12 protein-coding genes are annotated in these 20,103 nt (G+C 37.8%); 4 read left to right on the top strand and 8 right to left on the bottom strand.

Going from position 1 to position 20,103, the window contains the following annotated elements:
• Positions 1 to 106: 106 nt before the first annotated feature.
• Positions 107 to 2,953 carry an aminomethyl-transferring glycine dehydrogenase gene (gcvP, locus tag J0871_RS01780; protein WP_208222953.1) on the bottom strand — a complete coding sequence of 949 codons (2,847 nt, stop codon included), beginning with the start codon at positions 2,951 to 2,953 and terminating at the stop codon, positions 107 to 109.
• A gap of 130 nt (positions 2,954 to 3,083) precedes the next feature.
• On the opposite strand from gcvP, the gene J0871_RS01775 reads away from it, so the two are divergent.
• Positions 3,084 to 3,902 (top strand): hypothetical protein, encoded by an 819-nt coding sequence (locus tag J0871_RS01775; protein ID WP_208222951.1) that lies wholly within the window; start codon positions 3,084 to 3,086, stop codon positions 3,900 to 3,902.
• Positions 3,903 to 4,152: 250 nt separating this feature from the next.
• On the opposite strand, the gene J0871_RS01770 is transcribed toward J0871_RS01775, so the two are convergent.
• The 4 genes from J0871_RS01770 to J0871_RS01755 form a co-directional block, all read right to left on the bottom strand.
• Positions 4,153 to 4,704, bottom strand: coding sequence for a sigma-70 family RNA polymerase sigma factor (locus J0871_RS01770; RefSeq protein ID WP_037319151.1), 552 nt, complete (start codon positions 4,702 to 4,704; stop codon positions 4,153 to 4,155).
• Positions 4,705 to 4,937: 233 nt separating this feature from the next.
• Positions 4,938 to 6,971: a M3 family metallopeptidase gene (locus J0871_RS01765; RefSeq protein WP_208222950.1), complete on the bottom strand. Its 2,034-nt coding sequence runs from the start codon at positions 6,969 to 6,971 to the stop codon at positions 4,938 to 4,940.
• A 290-nt stretch (positions 6,972 to 7,261) separates the two neighbouring features.
• On the bottom strand, positions 7,262 to 7,747 hold the full coding sequence (purE, locus tag J0871_RS01760; RefSeq protein WP_037319155.1) for a 5-(carboxyamino)imidazole ribonucleotide mutase: 486 nt from the start codon (positions 7,745 to 7,747) through the stop codon (positions 7,262 to 7,264).
• 31 nt (positions 7,748 to 7,778) lie between these two features.
• On the bottom strand, positions 7,779 to 8,936 hold the full coding sequence (locus J0871_RS01755; protein ID WP_208222947.1) for a 5-(carboxyamino)imidazole ribonucleotide synthase: 1,158 nt from the start codon (positions 8,934 to 8,936) through the stop codon (positions 7,779 to 7,781).
• Positions 8,937 to 9,054: 118 nt separating this feature from the next.
• Between J0871_RS01755 and J0871_RS01750 the strand changes: the two genes are divergently transcribed.
• From J0871_RS01750 to J0871_RS01740, 3 genes are all read left to right on the top strand, one after another.
• Positions 9,055 to 10,167 carry an adenylate kinase gene (locus J0871_RS01750; RefSeq protein ID WP_208222945.1) on the top strand — a complete coding sequence of 371 codons (1,113 nt, stop codon included), beginning with the start codon at positions 9,055 to 9,057 and terminating at the stop codon, positions 10,165 to 10,167.
• Between the two features lie 72 nt (positions 10,168 to 10,239).
• Positions 10,240 to 11,247, top strand: coding sequence for a GTPase ObgE (gene obgE, locus J0871_RS01745; protein ID WP_208222943.1), 1,008 nt, complete (start codon positions 10,240 to 10,242; stop codon positions 11,245 to 11,247).
• Between the two features lie 139 nt (positions 11,248 to 11,386).
• Positions 11,387 to 11,908, top strand: a complete 522-nt coding sequence (locus J0871_RS01740) for a DUF4136 domain-containing protein (RefSeq protein ID WP_208222941.1) — start codon at positions 11,387 to 11,389, stop codon at positions 11,906 to 11,908.
• Between the two features lie 117 nt (positions 11,909 to 12,025).
• On the opposite strand, the gene J0871_RS01735 is transcribed toward J0871_RS01740, so the two are convergent.
• Genes J0871_RS01735 through J0871_RS01725 form a run of 3 tightly spaced genes read right to left on the bottom strand, consistent with a single transcriptional unit; the run spans position 12,026 to position 19,968 of the window.
• Positions 12,026 to 13,645: an OmpA family protein gene (locus tag J0871_RS01735; RefSeq protein ID WP_208222939.1), complete on the bottom strand. Its 1,620-nt coding sequence runs from the start codon at positions 13,643 to 13,645 to the stop codon at positions 12,026 to 12,028.
• Between the two features lie 12 nt (positions 13,646 to 13,657).
• A complete protein-coding gene (locus J0871_RS01730; protein ID WP_208222937.1) occupies positions 13,658 to 14,599 on the bottom strand; it encodes a type IX secretion system membrane protein PorP/SprF in 942 nt (313 codons plus the stop codon).
• 26 nt (positions 14,600 to 14,625) lie between these two features.
• Complete coding sequence (locus tag J0871_RS01725; RefSeq protein ID WP_208222935.1) at positions 14,626 to 19,968, bottom strand: gliding motility-associated C-terminal domain-containing protein; 5,343 nt, start codon at positions 19,966 to 19,968, stop codon at positions 14,626 to 14,628.
• Positions 19,969 to 20,103 lie beyond the last annotated feature (135 nt).

Genomic DNA, 20,103 nt, shown 5'->3' with positions numbered 1-20,103 from the left:
AATGGAAAAATAAACTGAAATGTGACGAAAGTCACATAATAGAAAATGCCTGAAAAGAATTCTGGAATAATTTCCGTAGAAAATTTTCAGGCATTTTAATTAAATCTTAAGCTTCCATATACTCCTCAATAGGAGGGCAGGTACACATTAAATTTCTATCTCCAAATGCTTCGTCTACACGTCTTACGCTTGGCCAGAATTTATTTTCTGATACATAATTTAGCGGGTAAGCTGCTTTTTCTCTTGTGTAAGAGAATTTCCATTCATCTGAAGTTAGCATAGTAATAGTATGCGGTGCGTTTTTAAGCACGTTATCTTCTTCACTATTCAACTCTTCAATTTCCTGCCTAATAGAAATTAATGCATCACAGAATCTATCCAGTTCAGCTTTGCTTTCACTTTCGGTAGGTTCTATCATCATAGTTCCTGCCACAGGGAAAGAAACAGTAGGAGCGTGGAAGCCGTAATCTATCAATCGCTTGGCGATATCCACTACTTCAATTCCATTCTCTTTAAATGGTCGGCAATCTAAGATCATCTCGTGAGCAGCGCGGCCACGTTCTCCAGAATATAATGTTTTGTAATGTTCGTTTAAACGCTCTTTTACGTAATTGGCATTAAGAATTGCATATTCCGTAGCTTTTTGAAGTCCTTTACTTCCCAACATGGTTATGTAACCATAAGAAATAAGGCATACCAAAGAAGAACCCCATGGTGCTGAAGAAATTGCGCCAATAGCATTTTCTCCACCGGTTTTAATTACCGGGTTTCCGGGTAAAAATGGTTTTAATTGTTCTGCAACGCAAATTGGTCCAACTCCAGGGCCACCGCCTCCGTGTGGAATTGCAAAGGTTTTATGTAGGTTTAAATGACAAACATCGGCACCAATTACTCCAGGGTTAGTTAAACCAACCTGGGCATTCATATTTGCACCATCCATATAAACCTGCCCACCGTTATTGTGGATAATTTGGGTAATTTCTTTAATAGCCGATTCAAAAACCCCGTGGGTAGATGGATAGGTTACCATTAAAGCGGCAAGGTTATCTTTATGTTTTATCGCTTTCTCGCGAAGATCGTCTACATCTATATTTCCGTTTTCTGAAGCTTTGGTTACTACCACTTTCATTCCCGCCATTACTGCAGAAGCTGGGTTGGTACCGTGAGCCGAAGATGGAATTAAACAAATATTTCTATGACCTTCACCTTTAGATTCATGGTAAGCTCTAATCGTCATCAAGCCTGCATATTCCCCCTGCGCACCAGAATTTGGCTGAAGTGAAGTTGCAGAAAATCCGGTGATCTCTGTTAATTGATCTTCCAGTCTTTTTAATACAATCTGGTAACCTTCAGCTTGTTCTACCGGCACAAACGGGTGAATATTCCCCCATTGCGGATTGCTTAAAGGAAGCATTTCTGAAGCTGCGTTTAATTTCATGGTACAGCTTCCAAGCGAAATCATAGACTGGTTCAAAGAAAGATCTTTGCGTTCCAGTTTTTTGATATAACGCATCAATTCAGTTTCTGAATGGTAAAGGTTGAATACTTTATGCGTTAAAAAATCGGTTTTTCTCTGTAATGCTGAAGGAATTGCAGATTCCTCTTTTAAGCTTTCAATTTCAGTAGATTTTTCACCTGAAACTGTAGCGAAAACTTTTAGAATATTATTGATGTCGTCCTGGGTTGTAGTTTCATTTAAAGAAATACAAACCGTTTCAGCATCTGGGTAATAGAAATTGATCTCGTTCTTTTCAGCTTCAGCTTTAATTTTTTGCGCATCAGCTTTCACCTGCAGAGTATCAAAATAAGCTGAATTAAGCTGCTTAATACCCATTTTCTCAAGTTCTTCAGCTAAAGTAACTGTAGAAAAATGAACGGTATCAGCAATATATTTTAGACCATCGGGTCCGTGGTAAACTGCATACATTCCCGCCATCACGGCCAGTAGAACCTGTGCGGTACAAATGTTAGAAGTAGCACGGTCACGTTTTATATGCTGCTCGCGGGTTTGGAGCGCCATTCTTAAGGCGTGGTTCCCATCAAGATCTTTGGTTACCCCAATAATTCTTCCGGGAAGATTTCTTTTATATTCTTCTTTAGTAGCAAAATAAGCAGCGTGAGGTCCACCATATCCTAATGGAATTCCAAAACGCTGAGTGGTCCCAACAACTACATCTACACCAAGTTCTCCCGGCGCCTGTAGTTTAACCAAACTCAAAATATCTGCAGCAACAGCTACTTTTATGTCAGCATCTTTACATTTTGAAACAAAATCGGCATAGTTAAAAACCTGACCGAATTTCCCCGGATATTGTACTAAAGCTCCAAAGAATTTATCGCTAAAATCAAATTCTTCATGATTACCAACCACTAACTCTATGCCCATAAAATCGGCACGCGTTTTAATAAGATCTATGGTTTGTGGTAACGCCTGTTCAGAAACAAAGAATTTATTTACTTCATCTTTCTTTTGCTTACGATCGCGAACAGCGAATAAAAGTCCCATAGCTTCTGCCGCAGCGGTAGATTCATCTAAAAGTGAAGCATTGGCGATTTCCATTCCGGTAAGATCGCTTACCATAGTTTGGAAATTTAATAAAGCTTCCAGTCTTCCCTGGGCAATTTCTGCCTGGTAAGGCGTGTAGGCTGTATACCAACCCGGGTTTTCCAGAATATTTCGCTGAATCACCGCCGGTAATATTCCCTGGTGGTAACCAAGACCTATATATGTCTTAAAAACCTTGTTTTTTGCAGCTAGCTTCCCAATATGCTCGGCATATTGATTTTCGCTAAGTGCAGCAGGTAAATTTAAGGGTGATTTTAAACGAATATCGTCGGGGATGGTTTCGTATATTAACTGTTCTAACGAATCTACACCAATGGTGTCCAACATTGCCTGGAGATTGCTTTCTCTGGGGCCAATATGGCGTAGGGCAAAAGAATCTGTTCTCATTAAAATAAAGTTGTGTTTTGTGCTGCAAAAGTACATATTTTAAACGTAATTTTTTAGTGATTAGGCGTATACACTTGTTAAGATTTAAGACGTCCGTTTTGGTTGTGAGAAGAATGATTAATTTAGCAGGATGCAGCGTTTTAAAAATATATTGGATTTCTATATAAATAGTAGTCTGCACGTGGCTTTGGCCGTGGTTTCGTTAAGCTTACTAAGCTTCCTGGAATTCAATATTGAAATTGATAAAAACCTGCTGTTTTTTATTTTTTTCGGAAGCATTACCGGCTATAATTTTGTGAAGTATGCCGGCATCGCTAAACTGCATCACGCCAGCCTTGCCCGAAACCTAAAATTGATACAGATTTTCTCCTTTTTTTGCTTCCTGGCGTTGCTGTATTTTGCTTTTCAGCAGGAATTAAAAATACTGTTAGCTGCTGCTATTTTGGGAGTTTTTACTTTACTGTATGCTATTCCTTTAGGGAAAAACAGGCAAAATCTTAGAAATATTGGTGGGATTAAAATTTTTATTATTGCCGTGGTTTGGGCGGGGGTGACCGTTATTTTGCCACTGATGAATCAGGTTTCTTTACAGGAAATCGGCCTCACTTTTTTGCAGCGTTTTTTCTTTGTAATTGCTATAACGCTTCCGTTTGAGATAAGGGACTTGAAGTTTGATTCTGGGAATTTAAATACAATTCCGCAGCAAATAGGAATATCGAATACTAAAAAAATCGGTTATATATTATTAGGGATTATGCTGTTTTTGGAGTTGCTGAAATCTTATTTTTCTGTAATCAACTTAATTGCTTTAAGTCTTGCTTTATTGGTTTCGGCGTATTTTATAAAAGCAGCGCGGATAGATCAGGGAAGTTATTATTCGGCTTTTTGGGTGGAAGGAATTCCGGTGTTTTGGCTTTTAGTTTGGCTGCTAGCTAAGATTCTCCTTTAGCCATTTCTTTTTCAATGCTGTTTTTCCAGGCTTTTTTTTCTTCTTCAGAACAAGTTTTAAGCTTAGATTTTTTTATTAAATGGGTGAGTTTAGTGTTTTTGGAAGTGTACTTGCGGCAGGGTTTGCATAAAAGCAAATGCATAAGCATTGATAGTTTTTCGCGTGTTCCAGCCTCGTTATATTGGCTTTTGTCGCAGCAATTTTCTGCTTTTGAACAGTCAAAAATGAAAAATTTTCTTTTCGGCATAACTTAGAACCAGTTTTTTTCAAGGCATGCGGCCAATGCGGTGCGCGCCCTGTGAATGATTACCCAAAGGTTAGACGGACTAATATTGAATTCTTTACATACGGCCTCAGTATCAGCCTCATCAATGGTTTTCATCTTAAAGATGGCAGCGTGTTTTTCGTTTATTTGATCGAGACACTCTAAAATAGCCATTCCCAACTCGGTGTTTTCCATCTCATCCTCGGCAGTACGATCAAAAGCATCGGCTACCTGTTCCTCCATCCAATCGCCATTATTTTCAGAATCTGAATAATTGATGCGAACTTCGGCCTGACCTTTTATAGAGTTTATTTTGCGGTAATAATCTATGATTTTTCGCTTCAAAATAGAAATAAGCCAGGTGCGCTCTGTGGCCCTTCCTTCAAAATTATCTTTAGAATTAAGGCCTGCAAGAAAGGTTTCAGAAATTAAATCGTTGGCCACCTCGCGATCGTTAACCCTAACAATAGCGTAGTTAAATAGGTAATCGGAATATTTATCCACCCATTTTGTAGGATCGAGTTTATGAGTTGGCATAGGCTTACTTCAAGGTCAAATCAAAATTAACAAAAGTATTTGACATTATAAGTTATAGATCTTATAAGGTTTTTAAGGTGGAAAATTGATTAAAAAATATAAAAGGTTGTCTGAATTAATCGTCATCCTGAATTTATTTCAGGATCTAAGATCTTATAAACTAAACATGTTAGAAGCTGAATCAAATTCAGCTTGACAACACAAAAGTGTGTCAGACAACCTTTTAACTAAACTTATTTCTCAATTAATCCGGCGCGTTTTAATAAGGCATCGGGTTTTGGTTCTTTTCCGCGGAATTTCTTATAAAGCGTCATAGGGTGATCTGTGCCACCCTGTGAAAGTATATTCGTCTTGAATTTATTGGCAACTTCTCTGCTAAAAATTCCGTTTTGCTGAAAATATTCAAAAGTATCGGCATCTAATACTTCTGCCCATTTATAGGAATAATAACCTGCAGAATATCCGCCCTGGAAAATATGAGAAAATGCAGTACTCATACAGTTTTCAGCAACATTGGGGAATAACTTAGTGCGCTCAAAAGCATTGTCTTCATTCGCCTTAACATCTGTAATTGCTGAAGGATCTACACCGTGCCAGCTGAGGTCTAACATTCCGAAGCTTAGTTGTCTTACCGTGGCCATTCCTTCCTGGAAATTTGCAGATTCTTTTATTTTCTGAATCAACTCCATAGGAATTACTTCTCCGGTTTCGTAATGCTTCGCGAACAACTGAAGCGCTTCCTCTTCATAACACCAGTTTTCTAATAACTGACTTGGAAGTTCTACAAAATCCCAATAGACATTTGCACCCGATAAACTTGGATATTCAGTATCTCCCAGCATCCCGTGAAGCGCGTGGCCAAATTCGTGGAAAAGCGTGGTGACCTCGTTAAAAGTTAATAATGAAGGTTGTTTTTTAGAAGGTTTGGTGAAGTTGCAAACAATAGAAATATGCGGACGTTCTTCCTCGCCATCTTTCTTGTATTGCGATTTATAACCCGTCATCCAGGCGCCATCTCTTTTTCCCGGTCTTGGGTGGAAATCGGCGTAAAACAGTGCCATTTCTTTATTATTCTCATCAAGTACCTGGTAGGTTTTTACATCTTCATGATATTTATCTACATCAAAAACTTCTTTAAAACTCAAGCCATAAAGTTTTTGGGCTACCGTGAAAACTCCGTCTATTACATTCTCAAGTTTAAAATAAGGTTTTAGTTTTTCGTCATCGAGATTGAATAATTTCTGCTTTAATTTTTCGCTGTAAAAAGCGGCATCCCATTTTTGTAACTGGTCAATTCCATCCAGATCTTTTGCGAAATTTTCTAATTCTTTGAATTCGCGCTCAGCAGCAGGTTTTGCTTTTTCAAGAATTTCTTCCAAAAAGCTATTCACTTTTTCCGGGGTTTCAGCCATACGCTCTTCCAATACAAAATGTGCGTGGGTTTTATAACCTAAAAGCTGTGCGCGCTGGTATCTTAACTTAGCAATTTGCAGCACATTCTCCTGGTTGTCTAACTCATCGCCGTGAAATCCTTTTGAGCCAAAAGCAAGTGCCATTTTCTTGCGCAGTTCCCTGTTTTCAGCATATTTCATAAAAGGAAGGTAGCTTGGATATTCAAGGGTGAAGATCCAGCCTTCTTTTTCTTTAGAAGCTGCTGCTTGTGCAGCTTCTTCATTAAAACTTTCCGGTAGGCCTTTTAGATCGTTTTCATCGGTAAGATGTAATTCAAATTTATTGGTTTCGGCAAGTACATTTTGGCCAAAATCAAGGCTTGATTTTGAAAGTTTCTTGTCTATATCTCTAAGTTCGTTTTGCTTTTCTATTGGCAAATTGGCTCCGTTTCGCGAAAAAGCCTTGTATTTTCGGTCTAAAAGCGTTTTTTGCTCCGTATTCAGGTCAAGCTGGTCTTTCTTATTATAAACCGATTTCACTTTTTCAAAAAGTGCTTTATTTAGAATAATATCATTTCTGAATTCTGATAAAAGTGGGGAAACTTCCTGTGCGATTTGCTGAATATCTTCATTGGTTTCCGCAGAATTAAGATTGAAAAATATGCTGGTTACTCTATCTAATTTTTCTCCTGAAAATTCTAAAGTTTCAATGGTATATGGAAAAGTAGCTTCATCGGCATTTGTTGCAATCGCATTAATTTCTTCCCGAGCCATTTCTATGGCTTTTATTATGGCGGGTTTAAAATGCTTATTCTCAATTTTTGAAAATGGAGCGTGATCAAATTCCTGTAAAAGTGGATTATTTTGAGTCGTCATTATCTCTTTTCTTTTAATTATAATTTCAAATTTATCTATTAAACATTTCCTGAGCTATACAGGTAATGTACTTAACCTAAATTTGACGTTTTTAGTAACTTTTTTTAACACAAAACGTTGTTTTTCTTTAAAAAACTGTATATTTCGGCTTTAAAATATTGAACGTTTTAAAATTGTAGTAGCTTTTAAAGTTTTTTCTGGTTTAAATATTTAGAATGGTTAATAAATAATTTGTACAGATTTAGGTGAGTTTACTACAAAGAAAGCCACGTCGCAAGACGTGGCTTTTGTTATTTTTTCACCTTTTTGGCGCCTTCAATTACTTTCTCTTTGAGTCCTTCTTTATAGACTAATATCTTGTCTAAAGTACATTTATCTGAAGTTCCAATAATTTGAGCGGCAAGGATTCCTGCGTTTTTTGCTCCGTTTAATGCTACGGTGGCAACCGGAACTCCGCCTGGCATTTGTAAAATAGATAAAACCGAATCCCACCCATCTATAGAATTGCTGGATTTTACCGGCACACCAATTACTGGAAGGGGGGAGAGCGATGCTATCATTCCCGGCAGGTGAGCTGCGCCTCCGGCACCGGCTATAATTACTTTTATGCCGCGTTCATGTGCGGTTTTTCCGTATTCGAATAATTTTTCTGGGGTGCGATGGGCGGAAACGATATCTACTTCTACTTCCAGGTCAAAACCTTCCAGGATGTCTATTGCATCTTGCATTACCGGTAAATCGCTGGTACTTCCCATTATTACTGCTACTTTGCTCATAATTTTATGTTCAAAAACTTCGAAAAGTTTATTATTTGGAAATAACTTTAATTGAATTCTTAACCTGTTCGGCTATTTTTCTTGCTTCGGCCAGGTCTTTATTTACAATAGTTACGTGGCCCATTTTTCTAAAAGGACGGGTTATTTTCTTACCGTAAATATGAGGCGTCACGCCCGGCATTTTCATTATCTTCTCAATATTCTCATAAACCACTTCCCCTTCGTGATTGGCATCGCCCACTAAATTTACCATAATTCCGCCCACTTTACTATCGGTGTTTCCTAAAGGTAAATCTAAAATAGCTCGAATATGTTGTTCAAACTGATTGGTGTAACTGGCTTCAATACTGTAATGTCCGCTATTGTGGGGTCTTGGAGCGACTTCGTTTACTAAAATCTCATCATTTTCGGTCTGGAACATTTCTACAGCAAGTAAACCCACATGTTCAAAAGCTTCGGAAACCTTAACTGCGAGTTCCCTGGCTTTTTGCGCTACGGATTCTTCAATTCTAGCCGGGCAAATCACATACTCCACCTGGTTTGCGGTAGGATGAAATTCCATTTCTACTACGGGATACGTTTTTACTTCACCTGAAGCAGATCTTGCGACGATTACTGCCAATTCATTTTTAAAAGGAACCAGTGTTTCGGCAATACATTCAGCATCGGGAAGCTCGTTTAAAGCTTCTTTATTTTTTATAACCGAAACTCCTTTGCCATCATAGCCGCCGGTAGTACTTTTCCAAACAAATGGAAGATTAATTTTACTGTTTTCAAGCGCAGAAATTAATTCTTTTTTATTTGAAAAAACTTCAAAATCAGCGGTTGGGATTTGATGTTTTTTATAGAAATTCTTCTGAATTCCTTTATTCTGTATTTTCTCTAAAGTTTCAGCTGAAGGATAGGTTTTCACACCTTCTTTTTGCAATTGTTTTAAAGCTTCAACATTTACGCCTTCAATTTCAAACGTGAGCACGTCAACTTTTCTTCCAAAATTAATCACGGTATCAAAATCCATAAGATCGCCGGTTTCAAAATAATCACAGGCAATTTTACAGGGTGCTTCAGGATTTGGGTCTACAACGTTGGTTTGGATATCATATTTTCGGGTTTCGTAAAGCATCATTTTACCCAACTGGCCCCCACCGAGAATTCCCAGTTTAAAATCTGAAGAAAAATAATTGATCATACCTTAAAAGTTTCAGCAAAAATAATTTTTTAGGGCAAGCTGTGCTATTATTCTTATGGAAATCTGGCAGTTTGGGTTGTTAAGAATCCTTATCTTTGCCCTTTAAAATTTTTGAGATTTGATAAAACTGCACGATTTAGAGTTTGAGCCTTATATTTCAGAAGAAGAAATCAATGCCGCTATAGATAAAGTGGCCGATAAGCTTAATGAAGATTATAGGGATGCCAATCCCATATTCTTAGGAGTACTTAACGGTTCCTTTATGTTTGCAAGTGAAGTTATAAAGAGATTTAATGCAGATTGCGAGGTTAGTTTTGTAAAACTTGGTTCTTACGAGGGCACCAAAACAACCGGAAATGTAAAAACGCTCCTGGGATTAAACCAATCTTTAAAAGACCGGCATGTAATTTTACTGGAAGATATTGTAGATACCGGTAATACGTTAGAAGAAATCAATAAAATTCTTTTAAAAGAAGAAGTGGCCAACTATGAGGTGGCAACCTTATTTTACAAGCCTGAAGCTTATAAAAAGGAATTCAATATTAAATACAGGGGAATTGAAATTCCCAATAAATTTATTGTAGGTTATGGCCTGGACTATGACGGTTTAGGTAGAAATCTTACTCAAATCTATAAACTTAAAGAAAATAACATGACAAATTTAGTTTTGTTTGGCCCTCCCGGCGCCGGCAAAGGAACACAGGCAGACATTCTAAAGGAAAAATATAAACTAATTCACATTTCTACGGGAGATGTTTTTAGACATAATATTAAAGGCGAAACCGAATTAGGCTTGCACGCTAAATCTTTTATGGATAAAGGTCAATTAGTACCAGATGAGGTTACTATAAAGATGTTGAATGCTGAAGTTGATAAAAATGAAGGTGCTAACGGATTTATCTTTGACGGTTTTCCAAGAACTGCAGCTCAGGCTGATGCTTTAGCTGAATTGCTGAAGTTGAAAAATACCGAAGTAACCGCGATGATTGCCTTAGAGGTAGATGATGAGGTTTTGGTTAATAGACTATTGGAACGAGGAAAAACTTCGGGAAGAAAAGATGATGCCGATGAATCTGTGATAAGAAATAGGATTAAGGTTTACTATGATGAAACTGCAATCCTGAAAGAATACTATAAAAAACAGGACAAATATTATGGAGTGGACGGAGTTGGTTCTATTGAAGAAATCACTGAACGTCTTAGCTCTGTAATTGATAAGCTACAAGCTTAATACCTCTTTGAGGTTTGTTACGATTTAAACTTTCTGGGCTTTTCTAGAGGTTTTTGATTTAATTTTTAAACTATGACTGAAGGGAATTTTGTTGATTATGTAAAGATTCATGTAGCTTCCGGAAAAGGAGGTAGCGGATCTTCACACTTGCACCGCGAAAAATACGTTGCGAAAGGGGGACCCGATGGTGGTGATGGTGGCCGTGGTGGCCATGTGATTGTGAAGGGAAACAAAAACCTTTGGACGCTTTATCATCTAAAGTTTAAAAGGCATATTCGTGCCGAACACGGTAGCAATGGTAGTAAACAACGCAGCACCGGGGCAGAAGGAGCCGATGAGTACATTGAAGTGCCTTTAGGAACTGTAATTCGCGACACCGAAACCCAAAAAATTATTCACGAAATTACAGAAGACGGTAAAGAATATCTGGTTGCCGAAGGTGGTATGGGTGGCCGTGGAAACTGGCATTTTAAAAGTTCTACGAACCAAACGCCGCGCTATTCTCAGCCGGGAATTGATGGTACAGAGGTGGATATTACGCTAGAGTTAAAAATTCTTGCCGATGTTGGATTGGTTGGATTTCCAAATGCAGGAAAATCTACTTTACTTTCTGTAATTACCGCTGCAAAACCTAAGATAGCCGATTACGAGTTTACTACATTAAAACCTAATTTGGGTATTGTAGAATATCGTGATTTTAAAACTTTTGTAGTTGCTGATATTCCGGGGATTATTGAAGGTGCTGCGGAAGGAAAAGGAATTGGCCATAGATTTCTAAGGCATATAGAGCGAAATTCTACGCTCTTATTTTTAATCCCGGCAGATGCTCCCAATATTTCTGAACAATATGAAATTCTCTTAGATGAATTGCGAAGGTATAACCCAGAGATGTTGGATAAAGATCGCCTTATTGCAATTTCAAAAAGTGATATGCTGGATGCCGAATTAAAACTGGAGATGAAGCACGAATTAGATAAGAATTTAGGTGCGCCTTATTTGTTTATTTCTTCGGTAGCCCAACAAGGATTAACTGAGCTAAAGGACAGGTTATGGGAAATGCTAAATAAAGAAACTTCCTAAATTATAAGATTAAACACGTAGAGATATCTTGGATTTGTGTTAATCTTTAGATCTTCTGAACGGTTTTTGATTAAATTTAAGCAGCGTGGATTAATTTCTACGCTGCATTTTTTTGTAAAAAAGTCAAAAATTGATTCTTATGAAATTTATAAAGTTACTATTTGTTTGTGCCTTTGTTTCATCCTGTAATACTCCAAAGGCGGTTTATGATTATGATGACACGGTAAGTTTTAATAATTACAAAACCTATCAGCTTTTCCCCGATTTTCAGTCTGGACTTTCGCAATTGGACGAGTCCAGGTTAATTAACAGTTTAAAAAACAAGATTGAAGAGAAGGGTTTTTCAACTTCTGAAGAACCTGGCATATATGTAAATGCTTATTCCCGGGAATTTATTGACCGGAACCGAAGCAGTATTGGCGTTGGTATTGGTGGAGGTGGTAGAAGCGGGGGAGTAGGAGTTTCAGGAGGAATTCCTATAAAAAATAATACTATGATTCTTGAAGTCACTGTAGACTTTATAGATGTAACTGAAGATTCCTTAATTTGGCAGGCTGTTGTAGAATCTAAATTCAATGCAAATGCTTCTCCAGAGCAACGCAGGGCGATGTTTGATAAGATCGTGGATAAGGCTTTAGAAGGTTATCCTCCGAAAGATTAAGCGTTATTTGTTAAAACAATTTCCTGAATTTTGATCAATAAAAAAGCCCCGGAATTTTCCGGGGCTTTTCACATCTGGTTGGTTAGTTAGTAGTTAACTACAAACTTTCGTCAGTATTTAATTCATAATAGTGAATTCACTACGACGGTTTTTAGCATACTGCTCGTTTGTACATCCTGTTGGTTCAGTACAATCGTTAAGCGGCATACTTTCTCCATAACCTTTAGAAGTTAATCTGCTGCGGTCTATGCCTTTTTCAACAAGATACTCTAAAGTAGAGGCTGCACGTCTTTCAGATAAGCCCATGTTATATTTATCAGATCCTCTTGCATCAGCGTGAGAACCAATTTCAATTTTAAGCTCAGGATATTTATTCATAATACTTACCACCTTATCTAAAGTTGGTTTAGACTCAGCTTTTATAGTTGCTTTATCAAAATCGAAATAAATATTTCCAACATCTCTTAATTGCTGTCTTCCTGTTTCAAGGTTTGTTTCTCTATCATCGTAATCAACTACAGGAGGAACATAATCTTCTCTGGTGAATACATAAAGGTTATCTGATCCTCTTCTGTTAGAAGCAAGATATCCTTTTTGTTTTTCTTCATTTATAATGAATGCGAAATCGTCGTGACCACTGTTTACCGTGTTACCAAGATTTTGAACTTCAGAAAAATCTCCTTCAGCTCTAAAAACATCTAAGTTACCAAATCCCTGGTGACCATCTGAAGCGAAGTAAAGTACTCCCTCTTCACTAATGTAAGGAAATTGCTCACGGTGTGGCGTGTTAACCCCAGTACCAAGATTTTCTGGTTCACCGTAAGTACCATCTTCATTTACATCTACAACATAAATGTCAAAAGAACCTTCAGTACCTGGCATATCGCTGGCAAAATAAAGTTTGCTGCCATCTGCGCTTAAGCTTGGATGCTCAGTAGAGTATGCGTCACTTGTAAAAGGAAGAGCCTCAATATTGTCCCATTCACCATCTACCATTTCTGCACGGAAGATTTTAATGTGTCCAACTCTAATTCCGTCTTCATTCTTAACTCTTTTCTCACTGTTACGATCAAAGTACATTACCTGACCATCTTCACTGAAAGTAGCAGAACTTTCGTGCTCATCGGTATTAATTTCATCAGAAAATAAAACGATGTCACTTAGTTCACCGTCTTCAGACATTTCAGCAGAATATAGATCTAAGGTTGGTTTCTTGTTCCAGGGATAAACCGGACGCTCCTGATTTCTTGTGGAAGCAAAAGTAATTCGGTCTCCATAAAACGCAATACCAAAGTCAGCTGAAGCACTATTGTTCATAATTTGGTTCGTAGTATAAACGTGAGGAGCAATGGTGTCTAATTCACGCGAAAATTCCTCGTAGCTTATATCCTCACCGGTATAATCACTCATATTCTTATCGGCTTCCTCCTGTTCTCCAATAGCACGTAAAGAATGTGCAAATCGGAATTTGTACTCAGGTTCAGTGATATCTTCATGTCTAAGGAAAAGTGTGCGGTAAACTTCCGCAGCACTTTCCATTTGGTTTGTGTAGAAATAAGCATCTCCAAGGTTTTGTAGCACCTCCTGATTTTTATCTACAACTTTTTCATAAGCTTCTGCAGCATCAATGTAGGCTCTTTGAGCAAACAATTTATCTGCTTTCTTTATTTCGGCGTTTTGCCCAAAAGCGGCAAGGCCTATAAAAAGAATAAAAAGGGTACTATATAAATTTTTCATATTATTCGTTTTTTAGAAGAATCTAGGTGATTTGTCATATCCTTTGGTAAGGCCAAACAGGTCAAGATCAAACAACAACATTACCTCGTGAGTTCCACCTAAATTGTAATTAGCGAATTCTGAAGTAAAGTGATCGTAAGCATACCCTACACGTAGTGAAGGAGTGATCTTGAAGTTTACAAGTCCTGTGATGGTTTCATTAAACCTGTAACCAACACCGGCTTCTAACCTATCGTATAACAAAACGTTTGCAGTAACATCTACTGCCAACGGCGCACCTTGAACACCTCTTGCCATAAAAGCAGGCTTCAATTTAAGATCTGGGTTTAGTTGAAAAACATATCCACCAGTTAAATAGTAGTGAATTGCTTCTTCTCCTAAAGCTGCGATCTCCTGTTCGTTCTCAATGTATTTTGAAGTAAACACGTTAGGAGCAGAAGCACCTAAGTAGTAGTTATCTCCAAACCAAAAAGCACCAAGTCCAAATACCGGGAAAACTTCGTTTACATTTTCCAAAGCAGGATCTCCCGGTTGATTTACTTGCAATCCTGAAAGGTTTGCATCAAAAGTGGTAAGACCACCTTTAAGACCAAAAGAGATTTTGCTTTCTCCACCAGTTGGGATTACGTAAGCGAAATCGGCGGTAATATTGTTTTCTTTTACAATACCACCAATTTCATCGTGAACTACGGTTAAACCAAGTTCTACTCTTTCACTAATTGGAGTGTGGGCAAAGAAGTTGGCGGTGCTTGGTGCACCGTCAACATTCTGCCATTGAGATCTGTATATACCCCCCAGGTTAAGCATACCAGGATCATCGGTAGCGTAGGCCGGGTTTATTACACTCATATTATACATATACTGAGTGAACAGCGGGTCTTGCTGAGCCATACCCTTTACTGAGAAAAGGATAACGACTGCGAATATTAAATATTTTGTGATTGTTTTTTTCATTTCTTTCTAATGTTTATCCTTTTATATTATCTGTTCAAGTATACTTTACCCTGACGAGGCTCTGTGCTTCCGTCGTTAAAGTCTATCACATAGAAATATACACCAACAGGCAATACATCGTCTCCAAGACTACCAGATTGGTTAGAAGTTCCATCCCATTCAGGAGTAGAAGCGTTTCCTTTATATACTGCATTACCCCATCTATTAAATATTGTTACATTAAAGTTAGGATAATCATTCTCTAGGAAACCTATAGAAAATGTGTCATTTTTATTATCATCGTTTGGTGTGATCGCTTCTGGAATAATAGCACACTGTTCTAAGGTAACTGTAACAGCTAATCTTTCTGAACTTTCACAACCATTATCGGAAATAAGAGTAGCATAGTAAGTAGTTCCATCAGTTAAAGTAGCATTGTTGCTTAAAGCAGTCATACTATCTGCTGAATCATACCAGGTTACTTCTCCACTTTCATTGATTTCTGCGGTAAGGGCTGCAATTGTAGGATTGTCAAACTCACATAGTTCATAATTTGAACTAATAGTAGGAGCAGGAGAATCTACAATATTAACAGTAAGTACTGCCGCTTCAGATTCGCATCCTTCATCTGATGATTGGGTTACATAGTAATCTCCATCTACCAACAGGTCTTCTTCGCTAACCATCATAGTTAGGTCTGCATCAGAATACCAGGTTAGGTTAGTTCCATCTGCCTCAAGTCTTGCCGCAGTTTCACCATCTATTGCACAGAATGCAATCGCTTCACCAGTTGTTGGAGCGTCAGGAGCTTCACTAAGAGTAATAATGATTGTAGACATATCGTCTCCACCACACTCATCACCTTCAGCTGTTACTGTGTATATTACTTCATACGTTCCAGCTTCAAAAGCGGAAGGATCCATAATTCCGCCGGTAATAACATCACCTTCTAAAGTGAACTCTCCGTCCATATCGGCGTCTGCAGAAATTAAATCGTAAAGATCTTGTTGACCATCGTTACTGCAAACTGTTACAGCCATATCTTCACCGGCGTTAGCACCTTGTTCTACTGTAATAGTAAAGGTAGTACTAGCTTCTCCTTCAACACAAGGGGCATCTTCGTTTACGGTATAGGTTACATCGTAACTTCCAGCACCCATCATAGAAGGGCTAAAGATTCCGTCTTCATAACCTTCGAAAGTACCACCTGTAGTAGTATCATCTGTTAAGTAAGTGAAAAGGTCTATATCTTCATCACTTGAACAAACTGTTTGAGGTGCTATTTCGCCAACTTCGGCTTCGATTGCATCAGTAACTACTACTGTTAGTTCAACAGAATCTGCACAGGTTCCATTTCCTACAGTATAGGTTGAGGTGAAAGTTCCAATTTGTTCGGCAGTATAAACTTCACGAATTTCTTCCATTCTAGGAGAGAAAGTTCCGTTTTGAGGAATACCGTTTTCAAGTAAGTTTAGAAAGTAATTCCTAACTTCAGTAAGTGTTGGTGTAGGGTCTAACCCAACCGAACAAACGGTAAAAGTAACATCGTCACCTGCATCAAAAGTTTCTGAAGTAACATTGATTGTAAAATCAGTTGTAGCACTTCCTTCAATACACTCTGAATCTTCTGAGCTCACAGTATAAGTGAACGAATATTCACCAGTTTCTACTGAAGTTGCGTCAAAAGTGTTTCCATTGAACTCTTCTCCATCAAGAAAGAAAGTACCACCTGGGGTGCTATCATCTGAAAGAGCATCGTTTAAGTTATAAGAAGTTTCACTAGAACAAACATCGATTTCCTGATTAGTTGCTTCTGCAGTTGCTTCTTGTGCATCTATCACATTTATTGTGAAGCTTTTCGATGCTTCTCCAAGAACACATTCTGAAGTTTCTTCACTAATAGAATAAGTGATTTCGAATTCTCCAATTCCAGCGGTTGTGGCATCAAATATATTAGCGTCAATGAATTCTGAACCTGTGAAAATTCCCCCTTCAAGTGTGTTTTCACTTAATAAGGTATTTAAATTAAATTCATTCTCGGTGATACAAATAATCGGATTTTCATCATTAACTTCCACAATAGCTTGTTCGGGAGCAAGTACTTCTACAGAAAGTTCTACAGAATCTTGACATTCTCCAGATCCAACAGTATAAGTTGTGGAAAAGATGCCAATCTCAGCCTCGTTGTTGTACCAGTTTACGATTTCGTTAATAGTAGGTTCGAAAGTTCCGTTTCTACTTACACCTTCATCAAGAAGATCTAGATAGTAATTTCTAACCGAACTAATTGAAGGGAACCTTCCGTTTTCGATCGTTATATTACAGATTTCTGTGCTGTTAGGTTGCCCAGCATCAAAACTTTCTGTAGTTACGTTTATGGTAAAAGACGCATTAGCATTTCCCTGAATACATTCAGCATTCTCTGAGCTTATATTGTAAGTGAAATTATACGTTCCTTCTTGTGTCACGTCAAAAGAAGTTCCTTCAAAAGCTTCTTCCTCTAATGTAAATGAACCTCCTGGAGTAGTACCGGCTGTTAATGCGGTGGTTAAATCAAAAGAAGTTTCGCTAACGCAAACATCGATTTCCTGATTAGTTGCTTCTGCAGTTGCTTCTTGTGCATCTATCACATTTATTGTGAAGCTTTTCGATGCTTCTCCAAGAACACATTCTGAAGTTTCTTCACTAATAGAATAAGTGATTTCGAATTCTCCAATTCCAGCGGTTGTGGCATCAAATATATTAGCGTCAATGAATTCTGAACCTGTGAAAATTCCCCCTTCAAGTGTGTTTTCACTTAATAAGGTATTTAAATTAAATTCATTCTCGGTGATACAAATAATCGGATTTTCATCATTAACTTCCACAATAGCTTGTTCGGGAGCAAGTACTTCTACAGAAAGTTCTACAGAATCTTGACATTCTCCAGATCCAACAGTATAAGTTGTGGAAAAGATGCCAATCTCAGCCTCGTTGTTGTACCAGTTTACGATTTCGTTAATAGTAGGTTCGAAAGTTCCGTTTCTACTTACACCTTCATCAAGAAGATCTAGATAGTAATTTCTAACCGAACTAATTGAAGGGAACCTTCCGTTTTCGATCGTTATATTACAGATTTCTGTGCTGTTAGGTTGCCCAGCATCTACCAATTCACCATCAATGATTGTAATAGCAAAAGTAGATTCATCAGTACCACATTCATCAGCTTCATCACCAACGGTGTATGTGCCTTCTATGGTAATGCTAGGATCTCGATTTGGATTACTGTAATATGTAAATAGAGATTGCCCTATCTCCTCAAAATCATTTCCTAAATTACTTTCGACCGTTCCGCCAGTTTCTCCATTGAAATTAAATCTATTAAAAAGAGCTGGTATTATGTTTTCTGGATTCTGAAGATTAGGTAATACAATTTCCTCTAATTCACTTAAACATAGTGATCCAGAAATATCTTGGCCTGCATCAGGTCCTTGGATTACATCAATGGTAAAAGTAGTTTCCTCACTACCGCTTACACAATTTAAAGATTCGTCTACTCTGTAAGTAATTGTATAAGTGTCTGGTTCTACTGTTGAAGGATCAAAAACATTGTTGGATACTCCTTCTCCTGAGAAAGTTCCGCCTACCGTGCCTTCAAAAGAATCAGCTTCAGTTAATGAAGTTAGATCTATTGGCTGGTCACTTGTGCAAACATCTTCGTTATAAACTAAATTTCCTGCGTTAGCCGTTTCTCCTTCGATAACAGTACGGGTAAGTTCAATTTCCTCTGAACAGCCATTTTCAACATTTGCAATGAAGGTAGCAGTAAATGTATCGATGTTATTCTGGTTGTATTGATTGATTACAGCCTGAATATCGCCTTCTTCAAAATCTCCTTCAGGAATGTTTTCTCCGAAGTTTTCTAAGAATAATGCTTCAACATCTTCCGGAATTTCATTAACCAGTGCAGGAATATCGTCGTTACATAAATCGGCAACAGGTTCTAAAAGAGCTTCTAGGTTTGGACTTTCTAATACAGTGAATTCAAATTCAGCTGTGTCCGCACATTCACCCGAACCAGCGGTATAAATAGAATTAAAAGGTCCTTCTAATCCGTTCTGAATATCTACTGTGATTTGTGTAATATTGGAGAAAGTCCCTTCATCTACATCTTCACTTAGCAATGATGTTAGATAGTCTTCAACTTCTTGTTCTGTTACATCAGTCGAAAGACAAACCTCATTGCCTTCAGTGTTATTCTCACCAGCCTCGAAATCTTCTTCTACTATGATTTCAAGTTCTACAATATCTTCACATCCTTCTTCAGTAGTAAAAGTAGCTTCAGTAGTAAAGGTTTGTGTAGGATCGTCGTTAAAGTCTCCTGCAATACTTTGAATGCTAGGATTAAAAGAAACATCGGAAGGAAGATTGCGATCTTCCACTAAAGTTAGGAATAGGTTTTGAGGTGCTTCACCAGCAGCCAATCTCTCTTGAACTTCAGCTAAACAAAGTGTGGTTGAGACATCTGCTCCAGCATCAAATTCTATTATTTCTACTGTAACTTCAAGTCTATCAACGCTTTCGCAAAATTCACCAACCGTAGTTAAGTAGTAAGTTTCACCGTCTTCCAGAGGTGTGTTTTGACTTAGTTCTACTACACTGTTCTGAGTAGGAAAATATCTATTTTCTCCGCTAGCTACAATATCACCCAACGTAGGGTTGTTTGAAGCACAAAATATTTGCTCTTCATCACCTGTTGGAGCTGGTTCCGTTTCCAGGTTCACCCTAGTTCTAGCACGGTTAGTTTCACATCCTGTGAAATCGTTGGTTACACTAGCATAGTAGTCAGTGTTGTCTTGTAGTGGAGTTGAAGGATCAATTGGATCAGAATCTGTTCTATTATAATACCAATTAACGGTCAGGTTAGGAATATCATCTGCATCAGTTCTAAGATCTCCAACGGTTGTTTCCGGATTATTTATGTCATCAACACAAATAGTAAGTCCTCCTAAAGATTGTTTGTTAGTTTGCATTCTCGAGGAATCTATTCCCAGGATTTCTGGTTCATTGATGATAGTTACTGTTACAGATTCCCTGGAGTTACAGGTGTCATCAGAATTTCCTGCATAATAGGTGTTTCCGTCAACTAAAAGTTGGGTTTCAGGGATTGGATCTGATGAATCTGCAGTTTCGTACCAAACGACATCGTTACCGTTAGCTGGAGTAGCACTTAGGTCGCTTATTTCAGCTTCTTGAGAATCGCAGAAAATTTGCTGATTTCCAGTTTCACTAGTATCGTCGTCTCCGACGATAGGGCAGTCTTGCCCAAATGAAGGCAAGGTTCCAATTAACAATACAAAGGCGAAAAGGAACCAATTTGTTCCCTTCCTCCCAAAAGTAAAATTTTGCATAGGCTAGGTGTTAAAATTCAATTATTAGTATTAGGTTTAAATAATTTTAGCAGCACAAATATTAAAATAATTTTTAACATTGTGAGTTAAACTAAGCAGTACTTTAACAAATTTTACCATTTATTTTGGTTCTAT

It is taken from the genome of Salegentibacter sp. BDJ18 (assembly GCF_017579965.1).
Classification (GTDB): domain Bacteria; phylum Bacteroidota; class Bacteroidia; order Flavobacteriales; family Flavobacteriaceae; genus Salegentibacter.
Note: the sequence above shows the minus strand (reverse complement) of the source record. Positions and strands in the feature narration are given on the sequence as shown.